This window comes from Paenibacillus chibensis (assembly GCF_004001045.1).
GTDB lineage: Bacteria > Bacillota > Bacilli > Paenibacillales > Paenibacillaceae > Paenibacillus_AQ > Paenibacillus_AQ chibensis.
This window is the reverse complement of record NZ_BIMK01000007.1, coordinates 426,654-440,406: the sequence shown is the minus strand read 5'-3', so window position 1 is coordinate 440,406 and position 13,753 is coordinate 426,654. Positions and strand designations below refer to the sequence as shown.

The window sequence follows — 13,753 nt, the reverse complement described above, 5'->3', positions numbered from 1 at the left end:
TTTGAAGGTACGTCGATAGACGTTTTTCTTATGTTCGGATTTTCCGGTGCAGAGGCGAAGTATCCCGCGAACCTGTTATAAAGCTTAGGGTTTAGGGTAATAACAAAGCGTGGACAAACAACCTGAAAGGAGATCCGGAAACCATGAGTAAAGTTGCTTTTTTACTGGCAAACGCATTTGAAGATTCGGAAATGAAGGTACCCTATGACGAAGTGAATAAAGCAGGTCATGAGACAGATATTATCGGCCTCCAGAAGGGCGAAACATTGAAGGGCAAAAACGGTGAAGCGGTTTACAGGGCAGACAAATCCATTTCGGAGGTTAACCCTGCCGATTACGATGCAGTCGTGATTCCCGGCGGTTCTTCTCCGGAGAATCTGCGTCTGGATCCTGACATACTGAATTTCGTCAATGAAATGAACCGTTCGAAAAAGCCGGTCGCGGCGATATGCCACGGTCCGCAAATCCTGGCAAGCGCCGATCTGCTGAAGGGCCGCACCATTACTTCTTACCCGCCCCTTCAGGACGATATGGTGAATGCGGGCGCGGAATTCAAGGATGAAGAGGTTGTCGTGGACGGCAATTACATTACTTCACGGACTCCCAAAGACGAACCGGCCTTTGTCCGGGAACTGCTTAAAGTGCTGTAACCCATCACATGAGGAGTGCTTTGAAGCTGAGCCTATGATTCATTATGATGCAAGGGATGGTCTGGATCCTAAATTTGAGGAGGTAATGATCATGACGAAGCAAATTCAAGCTTACTTCAAGACAGAGGATGACGCGGAAAGTGCAAAAACCAAATTGATCGGTACGCATACCGAGCATATGGAAGTGAGCCGTCTGGGGACGGCTCTGAACGGAAACCGGCATATCCTGCTGCCCATTGCTCCGGTCAATATGGTGGGCAACATGAATACGGGCGGCGCGATGGGAGCGGGCGGCGTGCCGGGTATCGCTTATACAGCTCCGGCCGTTCCGGTCGTCAACGAGGAGAATGACATCTATGGCCAAAGCGAGGATACGCCGCCTGAGGAGCGCGTAACGCGCCGCGATAGGAACGGTGACGAGCCGCTTCTGGGTGTGGCCGACGCCAGTGCCGATCCGGAAGATTACCGCGATCTGGAATACGTCCTTTCCTGCAAGGTAAGGGATGAGGATTATCCGGAGGTTGTAAACCATCTGCGCAGCCATGGCGGTTATGTGGAAATATTTGATTAATCCGCACAGCTCCCCGAAAGCCTTCAGGGCAATGGGGGAGCTGTTTATTCCAGCTTTAGAAAAGCGCTTTCTTGTTTGTAATATAACTGTAATATTAGTTTCATCATCCCTTAATATAGCCTGTTTATAATAACAGCATGACCCCCTTTTTTAATATATAACCTTTTGGACCTACAATACGGATTGTAGGTTTTTCTTTTGTGTCCCCCTTGACTTTAGTGCAGCGGTTCATTACAATCTAAAAATAATCTAAATTTGATTCGATGACGGGACCAAGTAGTTCGCGCCCCACCATGCAGAGAGGAATCCCTTAGGCTGGAAGGATTCTATGGATGACCGGATGAATGACTTCCCCGAGAACAGGCGGCGAAAGCGGGAGCATGAATCGTGAGTAGACGTACTGCGCGTAGACGGGCGTTAATCGTATATGAAGCGGATGCTGGGGCAGTCAGCCTTGCGTATCCGGAATGTGGGTGGCACCACGGGTGATTGAATGGTCAATCCCTCGTCCCTGTTTGCTTGTTGAAGCAGCAGGGCGGGGGATTTTTTGCATATCCTGATTTTCCAAGCCCATGCTTTGATAAGCGATGTTAGGCATAGAGAAGAAGAACAATTTGAATGGGGGTAGAACCATGGCTTACCAGAAACCGACAGGTACCCAGGATTTTCTGCCGGGTGTGGTTGAGAAGTGGCAGTTCGTCGAGGAAAAAGCCAGAGACTTGTGCCGGCGTTTTAATTACCGGGAAATTCGCACGCCGATGTTTGAACAAACCGAGTTGTTCGAGCGCGGTGTCGGCGAAACGACGGATATCGTCGAAAAGGAAATGTATTCGTTCAAGGATAAGGGCGACCGCAGCATGACCCTTCGCCCGGAAGGAACGGCGGGCGTGGTCCGCTCTTACGTGGAGAATAAGCTGTACGGGGAGCCGGATGTGAGCAAGCTATACTACATCGGTCCGATGTTCCGTTATGAGAGACCGCAGGCTGGGCGTTACCGCCAGTTCCACCAGTTTGGTATCGAGGCGTTCGGCGCCGTCGATCCGGCCATCGATGCCGAAGTGGTATCGCTTGGCTATCAATTCTGCAAGGAGCTGGGGCTTCAGGGCGTTAAGGTGGAGATCAACTCCGTCGGCAATCCCGCAAGTCGCGCGGCATACCGTGAGAAGCTTCTGGCATTTTTGCTGCCGATGAAGGACAGTCTGTGCAAGGACTGCCAATCCCGGATCGACCGCAATCCGATGCGCGTCCTCGACTGCAAGGTCGATCAGGACAAATTTACGAATGCGCCTTCGATCCTGGACAGTCTGGATGAGGAATGCACGAATCATTTCGAGCAGGTGAAGCAGTACTTGACTGATATGGACGTGGATTACGTCGTGAATCATCGCCTCGTGCGCGGCCTCGATTATTACACGCACACGGCCTTTGAATATAAAGCGCAAGGGATCGGCGCGATCGATACGATTGGCGGCGGCGGCCGATACAACGGCCTGGTCAGCGAAATCGGCGGACCTGAGCAGCCGGGAATCGGGCTCGGGCTGGGCCTAGAGCGAATCCTGCTCATCCTGGAGAAGCAGGAAATCGAGCTGAATGCGGTCAAGCCGCTCGACGTGTATTTTGTGGCACTGGGCGAAGCGGCCGACCGGGAAATTACGAAACAGCTCTACCTCGTACGCAAAGAGGGATTGTCGGGCGAACGCGATTATTTGGGAAGAAAAATGAAAGCCCAGATGAAGTCGGCGGACCGTTTCAACGCGAAGGTCACCGCGATTCTCGGCGACGACGAGCTGGAGCGCGGCGAAATCGCCTTGAAAGTCATGGGGACAGGCGAGCAGCACACCGTGAAGCTGAATGAGTTAACGGCCAAATTAAAGGAACTCGCCTAATTAGGCATCCACTATAGAAAAGGGGTATGAGAAACATGCATAGGACTCATCAATGCGGAAGCCTGACGACAAGTCATATTGGAGAAACTGTAACACTGAACGGCTGGGTACAGACCCGCCGCGACCTTGGGGGCGTGCTCTTTATTGACCTCCGCGACCGCAGCGGTATCGTGCAAATCGTATTTAACCCTGCTTACTCCGGCGACGCGCTGGCGATTGCCGACAAGGTGCGCAGCGAATACGTGCTGGCGGTTACCGGTAAAGTCGTCAAGCGCGACGCGGAAACGATCAATCCGAATCTGCCGACCGGTCAAATCGAAGTGCAAATTACCGAAATCGAAGTGCTGAACGCGGCGAAGACGCCACCATTTTTCATCGAAGACGGCGTGGAAGTGGACGAATCGCTCCGCCTGAAATACCGTTACCTGGACCTGCGCCGCCCGGAAATGCAGAAGACCCTTCTGCTTCGTTCCAAGGCGTCTAAAGTGTTCCGCGACTTCCTCGACGGCGAAGGCTTCATCGAAGTGGAGACGCCGATTCTGACGAAAAGCTCTCCGGAAGGCGCGCGCGATTATCTCGTGCCAAGCCGGGTGCATGACGGCGAGTTCTTCGCTTTGCCGCAATCCCCGCAGCAGTACAAACAGCTGCTGATGGTTGGCGGCCTTGAACGTTATTTCCAAATCGCCCGCTGTTTCCGGGACGAGGACCTTCGCGCAGACCGTCAGCCGGAATTTACGCAAGTCGACATCGAAACGTCCTTCCTGAGCCAGGACGAGCTGCTCGGCATGATGGAGAAGCTGGTTGCCCGCCTGTTCAAAGAAACGGTTAACGTAGACATTCCGCTGCCGTTCCAACGTTTAACCTACGCGGATGCCATGGACAAATACGGCTCCGATAAACCGGACCTTCGTTTCGGTCTGGAACTGATTCAAGTCAGCGACCTGGTCGCAGAAAGCGGCGTCAAAGTGTTTGCTTCCGTCATCGAAAAAGGCGGAGAGGTCAAAGTGCTGAACGCCAAAGGCTGCGGCACATGGAGCCGCAAGGAAATCGACGACCTTGGTCCATTCGCGGCCCGCTACGGCGCCAAGGGATTGGCCTGGATCCAAGTGAAGGAAGGCGAATTCAAGGGGCCGATCGTGAAGTTCTTTGCGCCTGAAGAGATCGAAGCCCTGAGAGAACGCACCGGTGCCGAAGAAGGCGACCTGCTGCTCTTCTCCGCCGACAACAAAAAGGTCGTGGCTGACGTGCTCGGCGCCCTGCGCCTGAAAATCGGCAAACAACTGGGCCTGATCAACGAAAACGAGTTCAAATTTGCCTGGGTTGTCGACTTCCCGCTGCTCGAGTGGGATGAGGAAGAGAAACGTTACGTTGCTCTGCACCATCCGTTCACCCGTCCACGCGATGAAGACCAGCATCTGTTCGATACGGATCCGAGTCAAATTCTGGCTCAGGCTTACGACATCGTGCTGAACGGCTATGAAGTAGGCGGCGGCTCCATGCGGATCTACAAACGCGATATGCAGGAGAAAATGTTCGCAGCCCTTGGCTTGTCGCCAGAGGAAGCGAAAGACAAATTCGGTCACCTGCTCGACGCGTTCGAATACGGCACGCCTCCGCATGGCGGCATCGCATTCGGACTGGATCGACTGGTCATGCTGCTGGCCGGACGCACCAACCTGCGCGAGACGATTGCGTTCCCGAAAACGGCCAGCGCGACCGATCTGCTGATGGACGCTCCGTCTCCGGTCGATGCTTCGCAGCTTGAACAGCTTCATATCAAGCTCGCGAAAAAGCCTGAAGACAAAAAAGTGAATGTCTAAAATAAAGGGAGGCCTCCATACACTATGCTCAACCAATTTTCCCGTACAGAACTAGCCATAGGGCCTGAAGGTCTGGAAGCGATGAAAAACAGCACCGTGGCTGTGCTCGGTATTGGCGGTGTGGGCTCCATTGCGGTGGAGGCCCTCGCCCGCACGGGCGTTGGCAAGCTGATCCTGATCGACAAGGATGTCGTCGATATCACGAATATTAACCGGCAGATCCATGCGCTCACGACCACGGTCGGCCAGAAAAAAGCCGATCTGATGGTCGAGCGGATCAAGCTGATCAATCCCGAGTGCGAAGCGATCGCTCTGAACATGTTTTATACCGAAGAAACCTATGAAGAGCTCTTTAAATTTGATCTGGACTATGTGCTGGATGCGTCCGATACCGTCTCTTACAAAATCCATCTGATCAAAGAATGCCTTAAACGGAAAATTCCGATCATTTCCAGCATGGGTGCGGCGAACAAAATGGATCCGAGCCGTTTCCAGGTTGCGGATATTTCCAAAACGACGGTCGATCCGATTGCCCGTGTCATTCGGACGAAGCTTCGTAAAGACGGCATCAAAAAAGGCGTAAAGGTCGTATTCTCGACCGAGGAGCCGATGAAGCCGCGCGTGGACGTGACGGAGAAAATCGTGCCCGAAAACGCGCCGGCCATCCGCAAAGCGAAGCAGCCCCCGGCGAGCAATGCTTTCGTTCCACCGGTGGCAGGGCTGATCATGGTCAGCGTGGCCGTGAAGGATCTGCTGAAGAAAGCCGGAATCGAAGTTTAAAGAACTGCGCTGACCGATGCTAAAATGTGGTACAATCATATGGCGTGAATGGCCGTATATAACGGCGATCACGCCTTTTTGTTTCGGCCTCGTGGTATGATTTAAAGCGTTTGTGACCTATTGGGGTAATAGGAAAGAGGAGGATTTTTTTGAAGGCAGGTTTTTGGCAAAAAAGTCTCGGCCTGCGGCCGGGAGACAATTGGAAAAAGGAGCTCATTGCCGGAGCGGTATCTTATTTTTCCGTTGTGTATATCGTCATGGTCAATGCCAACATCCTGCATGATGCGGGCATGCCGCTGAAGGCAGCGATGATTGGCACCATTTTGACTTCGATTGCTGGCTGCTTGCTGATGGCTTTCGGCGGCAAGTCACCGATCGTGGTCGTTCCGGGCATGGGCATCAACGCGTTCTTCACCTACACGCTGGTGCATTCCATGAAGCTTGGCTGGCAGGAAGCGCTGATGGTCGTGGCCGTCACCGGCGTATTGTTTACGATCGTGACGTTCACGTCGCTGTACCGGATTATCAGTGAGGCGATCCCGCAAAATCTGCAGCATGGCATCACCGTGGGCATCGGTCTGTTCCTGACCTTTATCGGATTGCAAAAGAGTGAAATCGTGATCGCTCATCAGACGACCTTTGTCACGATCGGCCATTTCAGTGATCCATCGGTCATCGTAGCCTGCATTACGCTGCTGCTTGCGCTGATCCTGTTTATACGCGGCGTGCAGGGCGGCCTGCTGATCAGTATCCTGGCGGGTACTGGGCTCGCTTACCTGCTGGGTGCCGTCAAGCCTGCAAAGCAGATGGAATCCGGCCCTATTTTCAAGCAATACGGAACGATATTCGGGCATTTATCCTGGTCGGGGTTCGGCAGCCTGGTGTTCTGGATTGCCGTGTTTCTACTGCTGCTCATCGTCGTGTTTGAAAATATCGGCCTGATTGCCGCGCAAACCCGGATGATCGGACGCCCGGAAAATTTCAAAGGCAGCTTAAGAGCGTTGTCGCTGACCAATATTTTTGCAGGCATTTTCGGCAGCAGTCCGGTCGTGGCTGCGGCAGAGACGACAGCCGGCATAGCGGCAGGCGGACGCACCGGTTTGTCTTCGCTGGTATCGGCCGTGTTATTCGGCGCGACATTCTTTTTCATCCCGCTGCTCGCTTATATCCCGGACAGTGCCATTGCGCCGATCCTGATTGTCATCGGTGGATTGATGGTACAGAATGTAAAGGAAATGGACTTTGGAGATTTGACGGAAGCTTTTCCGGCATTTCTAATCATGGTCATGATTCCTTTCACATACAGTATTGTGGATGGCATGGCTTTCGGATTCATCGCGTATCCGATCGTGAAGCTCGCTCGGGGAAAAGGCAGAGAGGTCTCTCCCGTGCTGTATGGCATCGCGGCGTTATTCGTGGCCAACTTTGTGCTGCATGCTTTGTTGTAGTACGGCCCCTGGCTAAGCGAAATTCGGGGCTGCTTGCTCATCGCGAGACGGTCCGATTTTTTAAATGAGGAAGACAGATGCTTCATTACAAGAGTGCTCACAAGATTTGGGGAGGAGGAATGACATGACACTCATACAATCATTCACGGAAGGTCAGGATGTTACAGGGTACTATCTTTTAAAATCCGCCATGGTTAAGCAAACGAATTCCACGCCGCCCAAGGATTATCTCGATATCATTCTCGCAGATACCAGCGGGGAAATTTCGGCTAAATACTGGGATGCTTCCAGTACGGACAAGGAAACCTTTTTCGCGCCGATGCTGGTGAAGGTCCGCGGTGTGGTGCAGCTGTACCGGGACCGCCTGCAATTCAAAGTCAACAAAATCCGTCCGGCTACCGACGAGGACGGTTACAATATCACGGAATTCGTCCGCGCGGCTCCTGTGCCGCCCAATGATCTCGTATTCACCATTAAGAATGCCGCTTCCAGCATCGATGATCTCGAGCTGCAGTTGATTATCGAGCACTGCTTTGACAAGGTGGGCGATAAATTGATGCATTACCCTGCAGCAAAAGGGATGCACCATGCTTTCTATGCGGGTCTTGCCTACCATATGGTGCGGATGTTAGAGCTGGCCGAATTTGTTTGCAAGCAGCGTCCTTTTCTCAACAGGGACCTGCTCGTCGCCGGCATCATCCTGCATGATATTGCCAAGACGGAAGAACTGACGGCAGAGCTCGGAATCGTCAGCGAATACAGCTTTACGGGCAAGCTGATCGGGCATATTCCCCTTGCGGCAGGATGGGTTACGGAAGCGGCGATGACGAATGGCATGGACGTGAACTCGGAAAAAATCGTGCTGCTCCAGCATATGATTTTGGCGCATCATAATTTGCCGGAATGGGGCAGCGTCGTCCAACCGCAAATCCCCGAAGCGCTTGCACTGCATTTGATCGATCAGATGGATGCCAAGCTTCAGGCAGCGGAGGACGCGATTTCCATGATGCCGACGACAGAGAATTGGACTACGCCGGTCCGGGCGCTGGAGAACAAGGCGTTCTATCGCGCCAAAGGAGAATAACGACACGAATAACGTCATAGGAGCGGACATAACGGTGAGAGAGAATCAGGCTAACGCTCCGCAAAAGATTTCCCGGTTCTCCAGAATCGGCGGACGGCATGCAAGCGGGCCGGGGCTGCACGCAAGCAGCATGGCTGCTTTTCCGCAGCTGAGCGAGCAGCTTGAGCAGGCGGCAGCCGCCATGAGGGAGATGGAATCAAACGTCGGGTTTCCGATGCCTGCCGAAGTGCCCGGGTGGAGTCCGGGAATGAGGGTCAGGCATAAGCGGCATCCGGAGTATGGAACCGGAAGGATCCGCTATCTCGTGTCCGGCGGCAGATCGGCTTTTTGCAGCTTCGACCGGTTTGCGCGGTCAGCAGAAGGGTGGACGCCCTCCGGATATTATCGTCTGAATCAGCTTGTCATCGTCGAAGATGTTGACAGCCAAGCATTATCTCCTTTATAATTCCTTCGTAATGCAGAATGAACCGGCCCTGTTGAAGCAGCTGGTTTGTCTGATTAAATGAACGATATGAGGTGGAAAGGGAATGGAAATATTATCGACTGTTCTAAGAAGAGATTTGCATTAAAACGGGAGAAGTCTGCCCATTTTAAGCCATCTCGAGAACAGTTGATATGATCCGAATCCTTTCTTACTCTGCCATATAGGGACAATGGGTAAGGTGAATTCGCCTTACCCATTTTTTTATGCCCAAAAATAATGGAACAAAAGAAAGAGTAGAAAATAAATTTACAATCTTCATAGCCTCTGTTTCTCCGGATGGCTTTCACTTGTACACAATGCACGAGCTGAAACCTAAAGGAGAGAAAAGATCATGAGTATTTTAAACGTTACGGATCTGACGCATATGTACGGCGACCAGATCACGTTCCAGCATATGAATTTCCGCCTGCTGCCTGGTGAGCATGCCGGACTCGTCGGCGTTAATGGCGCAGGCAAATCCACATTGTTTCGACTGCTGACCGGCAGCCTGCTGCCCGATGCAGGCAAAATCGAATGGGCTCCGCAGGTTCAGGCCGGATTCCTGGAGCAGCATATTGAGCTGCAGGCGGGAACCACGATCAGGCAGTATTTGGAGCGGGCATTCGCGCAGCTCTTCGACATGGAGCGGGAGATGGGCGATATCGCCGGACGGCTGGCGGACGCGGGAGATCAGCTGGATGCCCTGCTGCGAAAGTACGGTGAGCTGCAGGCTGCTTTGGAGCATCACGACTTTTATCAAATCTCTTCCAAAGTGGAGGAGATCGCGTTCGGTCTGGGTCTTGCAGACATCGGGCTCGAAAAGGACGTCAGCCTTTTGAGCGGCGGACAGAAGACGAAGCTGCTGCTTTCGAAGCTGCTGCTCGAAGAGCCTCAGGTTCTGCTGCTGGATGAACCGACCAACTATTTGGATCAGGTGCATATTGAATGGCTGACCGGATATCTCAAACGCTACAAGCACGCCTATATCGTTGTCTCGCATGACGAGCATTTCCTGAACGATATCACGACGGTCATTTTTCACTTGGCCCATCAAAATATCAAGCGTTATGTCGGGAATTACGAGCATTTCAAAAAAGAGCTGGCTTTAGGCCAGTCGCAGCAGCAGGCTGCTTACGAAAAGCAGAGCAAGGAAATCGAGAAGCTGGAGGCTTTTATCGATAAAAACCGGATCCGCAAAGCGAAGCAGGCGAAAAGCCGTGAGAAAATGCTGAGCCGGATTGAACGGGTGGAGAAGCCTTCGGACGGTCCGCCGCCGCGGTTTATGTTTGCTACTCCCGGAACCACGGCAGGTCTGGCCGTGTTCGAAACGAAAGAACTGAAGGTTGGCTATGACAAGCCGCTGTTCAAGCCCGTTTCCTTAAAGGTGCGCAAAGGCGATAAAATCGCGATTGCCGGCGAGAACGGCGCCGGCAAATCGACACTGGTGAATACGCTGCTCGGCCAGATCAAGCCGCTGGGAGGCGAATTGATCACTCCGGAGCGGATAAAAGCGGCTTATTACCGCCAGGAGGATTCCGCTCCCGAGGAAACGCCAATGGAAAAGGTGTGGGCGCTGCGCCCGGATTTGACGCAAAAGGAGATCCGGAAGGTGCTCGCGATGTCCGGCCTTACGGCCGAGCATATCCGCAAGCCGATCCGCACGCTCAGCGGCGGGGAGCAGGCAAAAGTACGGCTGGCGGAGCTGATGCTGACGCCAAGTCATCTGCTCGTGCTGGACGAACCGACGAACCATCTGGATGCCAGGGCGAAGGAAGCCCTGAGGAAAGGGCTTGAGGAGTTCAATGGCACGGTGCTGCTGGTTTCCCACGAGCCTGCCTTTTATGAGGATTGGGTTACCGATGTATGGACGGTGGGGCATTGGCGTTCAGGTAAAAGGTAAGATGCGCTGATGTGCACAGTTTCGGGAAAAGAAGATGTCCGGCTCCGGGCGTCTTCTTTTCCGGCATTTGGAGCGGTCCTATGGTGAATGCGCCTTCAGTGTGATATACTGAAAATCCTTTCTAAGCGGGCTTACAGCCTTACGACTAAGCTTTTCGCTTACCTGGGAATGAACGGCAGGGACGGCGTTTCACGAAGCATCTTGTTCGCGGACGCCGTTTGCCTGTTCACCCGAAGCCTTATCGGCTTACGGAAATACTTTTAGGAGGTAACTGAAATTGGAACAGACTTTTCAAAGTGCCTATCAAGAGGAAGAGCGAAGGCTAAATGAAACCATTTCTGAGATTGACAGACAGCTGGAGCGGCTCCGCGGCATTGAAATCTACACGGGACATGACTTTACCGAGCAGGTTCTGGAGGCCGGACGGGAGGAGAAACGGCAGTCGCTTGCCAAAAGCTTGACCGCGCCTTATTTCGGACGCCTTGATTTTCAAGGAAACGGAGATGGGGAGCCGAAGCCGCTGTACATCGGGAAAATCGGCGTCGATCAGGCGGAAGTCGGGGATCAGCCGATGGTCATCGATTGGCGGGCGCCGATCGCAAGCGTCTTTTACTCCTTTACGGGCGGGGATGATCCTGCAGCGTATGAAGCGCCTGAAGGAACGATCGAAGGTTTGGTGTATTTGAAACGCAACCTCGTCATCCGGAAACAGATTTTGGAACGGGTATCCGACACCTACGATCGTAGCAGCGATCAACCGGCGGTATCGGATGAATTTCTGGTGTACCGGCTTGGCGAAAACAAGGATAACAAGCTGCGCGATATCGTGTCCACCATTCAGGCGGAGCAAGATAAAATTATCCGTGCGGCGAAAAACACGGCGCTGATCATTCAAGGGGTAGCGGGAAGCGGGAAGACGACGGTCGCCCTTCACCGGCTTGCCTACTTGCTGTATCAGTACAAGGAGCAGGTCACGGCCGAGAAAATGATCATCTTCGCGCCGAACCATATGTTCCTTGATTATATTTCGGATGTCCTGCCCGAGCTTGGCGTAGGGGATATCCAGCAGAGCACGTTTGCGGATTGGGCTTTGAAGCTGCTGGACATCGAGCTTCCGCTCGCGGACGCATCGGAGACGCTGGATTACTGGTTCGAGTCGGACGGAGGCATGCCGGAAGTGAACGATGAGGTTCCAGGGCGCTTTAAAGGCTCGATCTTGTTCATGAACATGATCCGGGAGTGCCTGGCATCCATGGAGGACGCCTCGGTGCCGGAAGCGGACTTTATGCCGTGGGAAGGGGCCGTCCTTAAACGCAGTACGATTCTCCATTGGTTCAATGATGAGTATAAGCCGTATCCTTTGGCCAAACGCAAAGAGCGGGTCATGGCGAGAATTCACCGCTGGGTCGAAATGGAGCTGAAAAAGTCCCCGTCGGCAGCTGCGCTGAAGGACCGGAAGAAAAAAGCGGCCCAGCGCGAAAAATCCTATGCCTCCAAGTGGCCCAAGTATGAGCCGCTGGTGCTCTACAAGCAGATGTTCAAGGCCGTGAAGCTGCAGGCCGGCTGGCCGGAGGAGCTATTGGCACAGATTCCGGAGAGCGTGCTGAAATCGACGCAAAAGGATCTGAAAAAGGACATCATCCGCGAAGAGGATCTGCCGGCGCTGATTTACATGCAGTATTTGCTGAATGATATTTCGGGAGACCAGCGCTTTGACCACATCGTCATTGATGAAGCGCAGGATTTCTCACCGTTTCAGGTAGCCGTACTGGATCTTTTCGTCAAAGGCCATTCTTTTACGATTCTCGGCGATCTTTCACAGGGCATTCATGCGTACCGCGGCGTTCACTGCTGGGAAGAGATGAGCTCGTTGTTCGCGGATGAAGAAACGGCCTATTTCGCGCTGACGCGCAGTTACCGGTCGACGATGGAGATCATCGAATTCGCAAACCGTATTTTGGAAAAGGGCGTAAACAGCGATCTGCTCGCCGTGCCCGTATTCCGCAGCGGCAGCCCGGTCCGCATGATTCCATACGGAGATGCCGCCGAAACGAGGCTCGATTCCCTGCGTGAGGGAATGCGGAAGCTGTCCTCCGGTGAGTACCGCACGGTCGCGATTTTGACCCGGACGCTCAAGGAAGCGAAGGCGCTGTACGAGCAGCTGCTGCCGGACGTGCCGGAGCTTCACTTGATCGACGGAGGGAAACAAGCTTACGAAGGAGGGCTTTCCGTCCTGCCGGTATATCTGTCCAAGGGGCTGGAATTCGATGCGGTCATCGTAGCGGATGCCGATCCGATCCATTACGGCGCATCGGCCTGGGATGCCAAGCTCATGTACGTAGGCTGCACGCGTGCGCTGCATGAGCTGTGGCTGATGCATGACGGTCCGCTGCCGGAATATCTGCAAAATATGCATGAAGATATCGCGGTGACGGGCTGGTAAAGGATTCGATCAAAGCGGTGGATTCCAACCGGACAAGTGGACGTCCAGATGATGTAATGGATCCGATTAAGTTGGGTAAAGAACGTCTATACTTGTTCTTTCGCTTGAAGATCAGCTCCGAATATGAGTTAATAAAGATGTCGGACGGCCGACAACTTTTCGAAAGAAAGGAGCTGATGCAATTTTGATCACAAATTACGAGGTGGTTTCCGCGTAAAGCGGGAATCGCAAAGTGCAGGGAGGCCGGCATAGGCCTCCCTAATTACCTTTTAAAAATACATTGTACATAACCGAAGGGAGGGAACGATAAAATGTTCAACGCTAAAAACGCAGATCGGAACAATTATCTGAAGGAGGACGTTTATCGTGAATTACAGAAACGGGAGGGATGTGCTACCCCCTAGTTTGCTGAAGGAGCTTCAGAAGCATATTGAGGGCGAGCTGATTTAAATTCCCAAAAAAAGCAATGAGCGTGTCGGTTGGGGAGTCAACAGCGGCACCAGACAGATGATCGAGCGCAGAAACGAAGAGATTTACAGCCTTCACTGCAGCGGTCATACGGTGGAGCATTTAACGAAAACCTATCACTTATCCGTGGACAGCATCCGGAAGGTGATTTTCAAAAAGCGGGCGGAGCATGAAGCCAAGCTGCTTGGACAAAAGGTGTCGGTACAACGTTAAGGATTCAACTAAATAGAAACCAAGGGT

The 13,753-nt window shown here is 53.0% G+C and carries 11 protein-coding genes; all 11 read left to right on the top strand.

Going from position 1 to position 13,753, the window contains the following annotated elements; translation table 11 throughout:
- Window positions 1-143 precede the first annotated feature (143 nt).
- Window positions 144-650: a type 1 glutamine amidotransferase domain-containing protein gene (locus PCH05_RS08470; protein ID WP_127601921.1), complete on the top strand. Its 507-nt coding sequence runs from the start codon at window positions 144-146 to the stop codon at window positions 648-650.
- Window positions 651-741: 91 nt separating this feature from the next.
- Complete coding sequence (locus tag PCH05_RS08465) at window positions 742-1,221, top strand: hypothetical protein (RefSeq protein ID WP_127601920.1); 480 nt, start codon at window positions 742-744, stop codon at window positions 1,219-1,221.
- A 632-nt stretch (window positions 1,222-1,853) separates the two neighbouring features.
- Complete coding sequence (hisS, locus tag PCH05_RS08460) at window positions 1,854-3,107, top strand: histidine--tRNA ligase (RefSeq protein WP_127601919.1); 1,254 nt, start codon at window positions 1,854-1,856, stop codon at window positions 3,105-3,107.
- A 35-nt stretch (window positions 3,108-3,142) separates the two neighbouring features.
- Complete coding sequence (aspS, locus tag PCH05_RS08455; RefSeq protein WP_127601918.1) at window positions 3,143-4,927, top strand: aspartate--tRNA ligase; 1,785 nt, start codon at window positions 3,143-3,145, stop codon at window positions 4,925-4,927.
- A 24-nt stretch (window positions 4,928-4,951) separates the two neighbouring features.
- Window positions 4,952-5,707, top strand: coding sequence for a tRNA threonylcarbamoyladenosine dehydratase (locus tag PCH05_RS08450; protein ID WP_127601917.1), 756 nt, complete (start codon window positions 4,952-4,954; stop codon window positions 5,705-5,707).
- A 149-nt stretch (window positions 5,708-5,856) separates the two neighbouring features.
- Window positions 5,857-7,155, top strand: a complete 1,299-nt coding sequence (locus PCH05_RS08445; protein ID WP_127601916.1) for an NCS2 family permease — start codon at window positions 5,857-5,859, stop codon at window positions 7,153-7,155.
- A gap of 124 nt (window positions 7,156-7,279) precedes the next feature.
- Entirely contained in the window at window positions 7,280-8,239 is a 960-nt protein-coding gene (locus tag PCH05_RS08440; RefSeq protein WP_127601915.1) for a 3'-5' exoribonuclease YhaM family protein, read from the top strand.
- A gap of 34 nt (window positions 8,240-8,273) precedes the next feature.
- Window positions 8,274-8,684, top strand: a complete 411-nt coding sequence (locus PCH05_RS08435) for a hypothetical protein (RefSeq protein WP_127601914.1) — start codon at window positions 8,274-8,276, stop codon at window positions 8,682-8,684.
- A gap of 370 nt (window positions 8,685-9,054) precedes the next feature.
- Window positions 9,055-10,602 (top strand): ABC-F family ATP-binding cassette domain-containing protein, encoded by a 1,548-nt coding sequence (locus PCH05_RS08430; protein WP_127601913.1) that lies wholly within the window; start codon window positions 9,055-9,057, stop codon window positions 10,600-10,602.
- Between the two features lie 277 nt (window positions 10,603-10,879).
- Window positions 10,880-13,045 (top strand): HelD family protein, encoded by a 2,166-nt coding sequence (locus PCH05_RS08425; RefSeq protein ID WP_127601912.1) that lies wholly within the window; start codon window positions 10,880-10,882, stop codon window positions 13,043-13,045.
- Window positions 13,046-13,552: 507 nt separating this feature from the next.
- Complete coding sequence (locus PCH05_RS28005) at window positions 13,553-13,726, top strand: Mor transcription activator family protein (protein WP_307719518.1); 174 nt, start codon at window positions 13,553-13,555, stop codon at window positions 13,724-13,726.
- Window positions 13,727-13,753 lie beyond the last annotated feature (27 nt).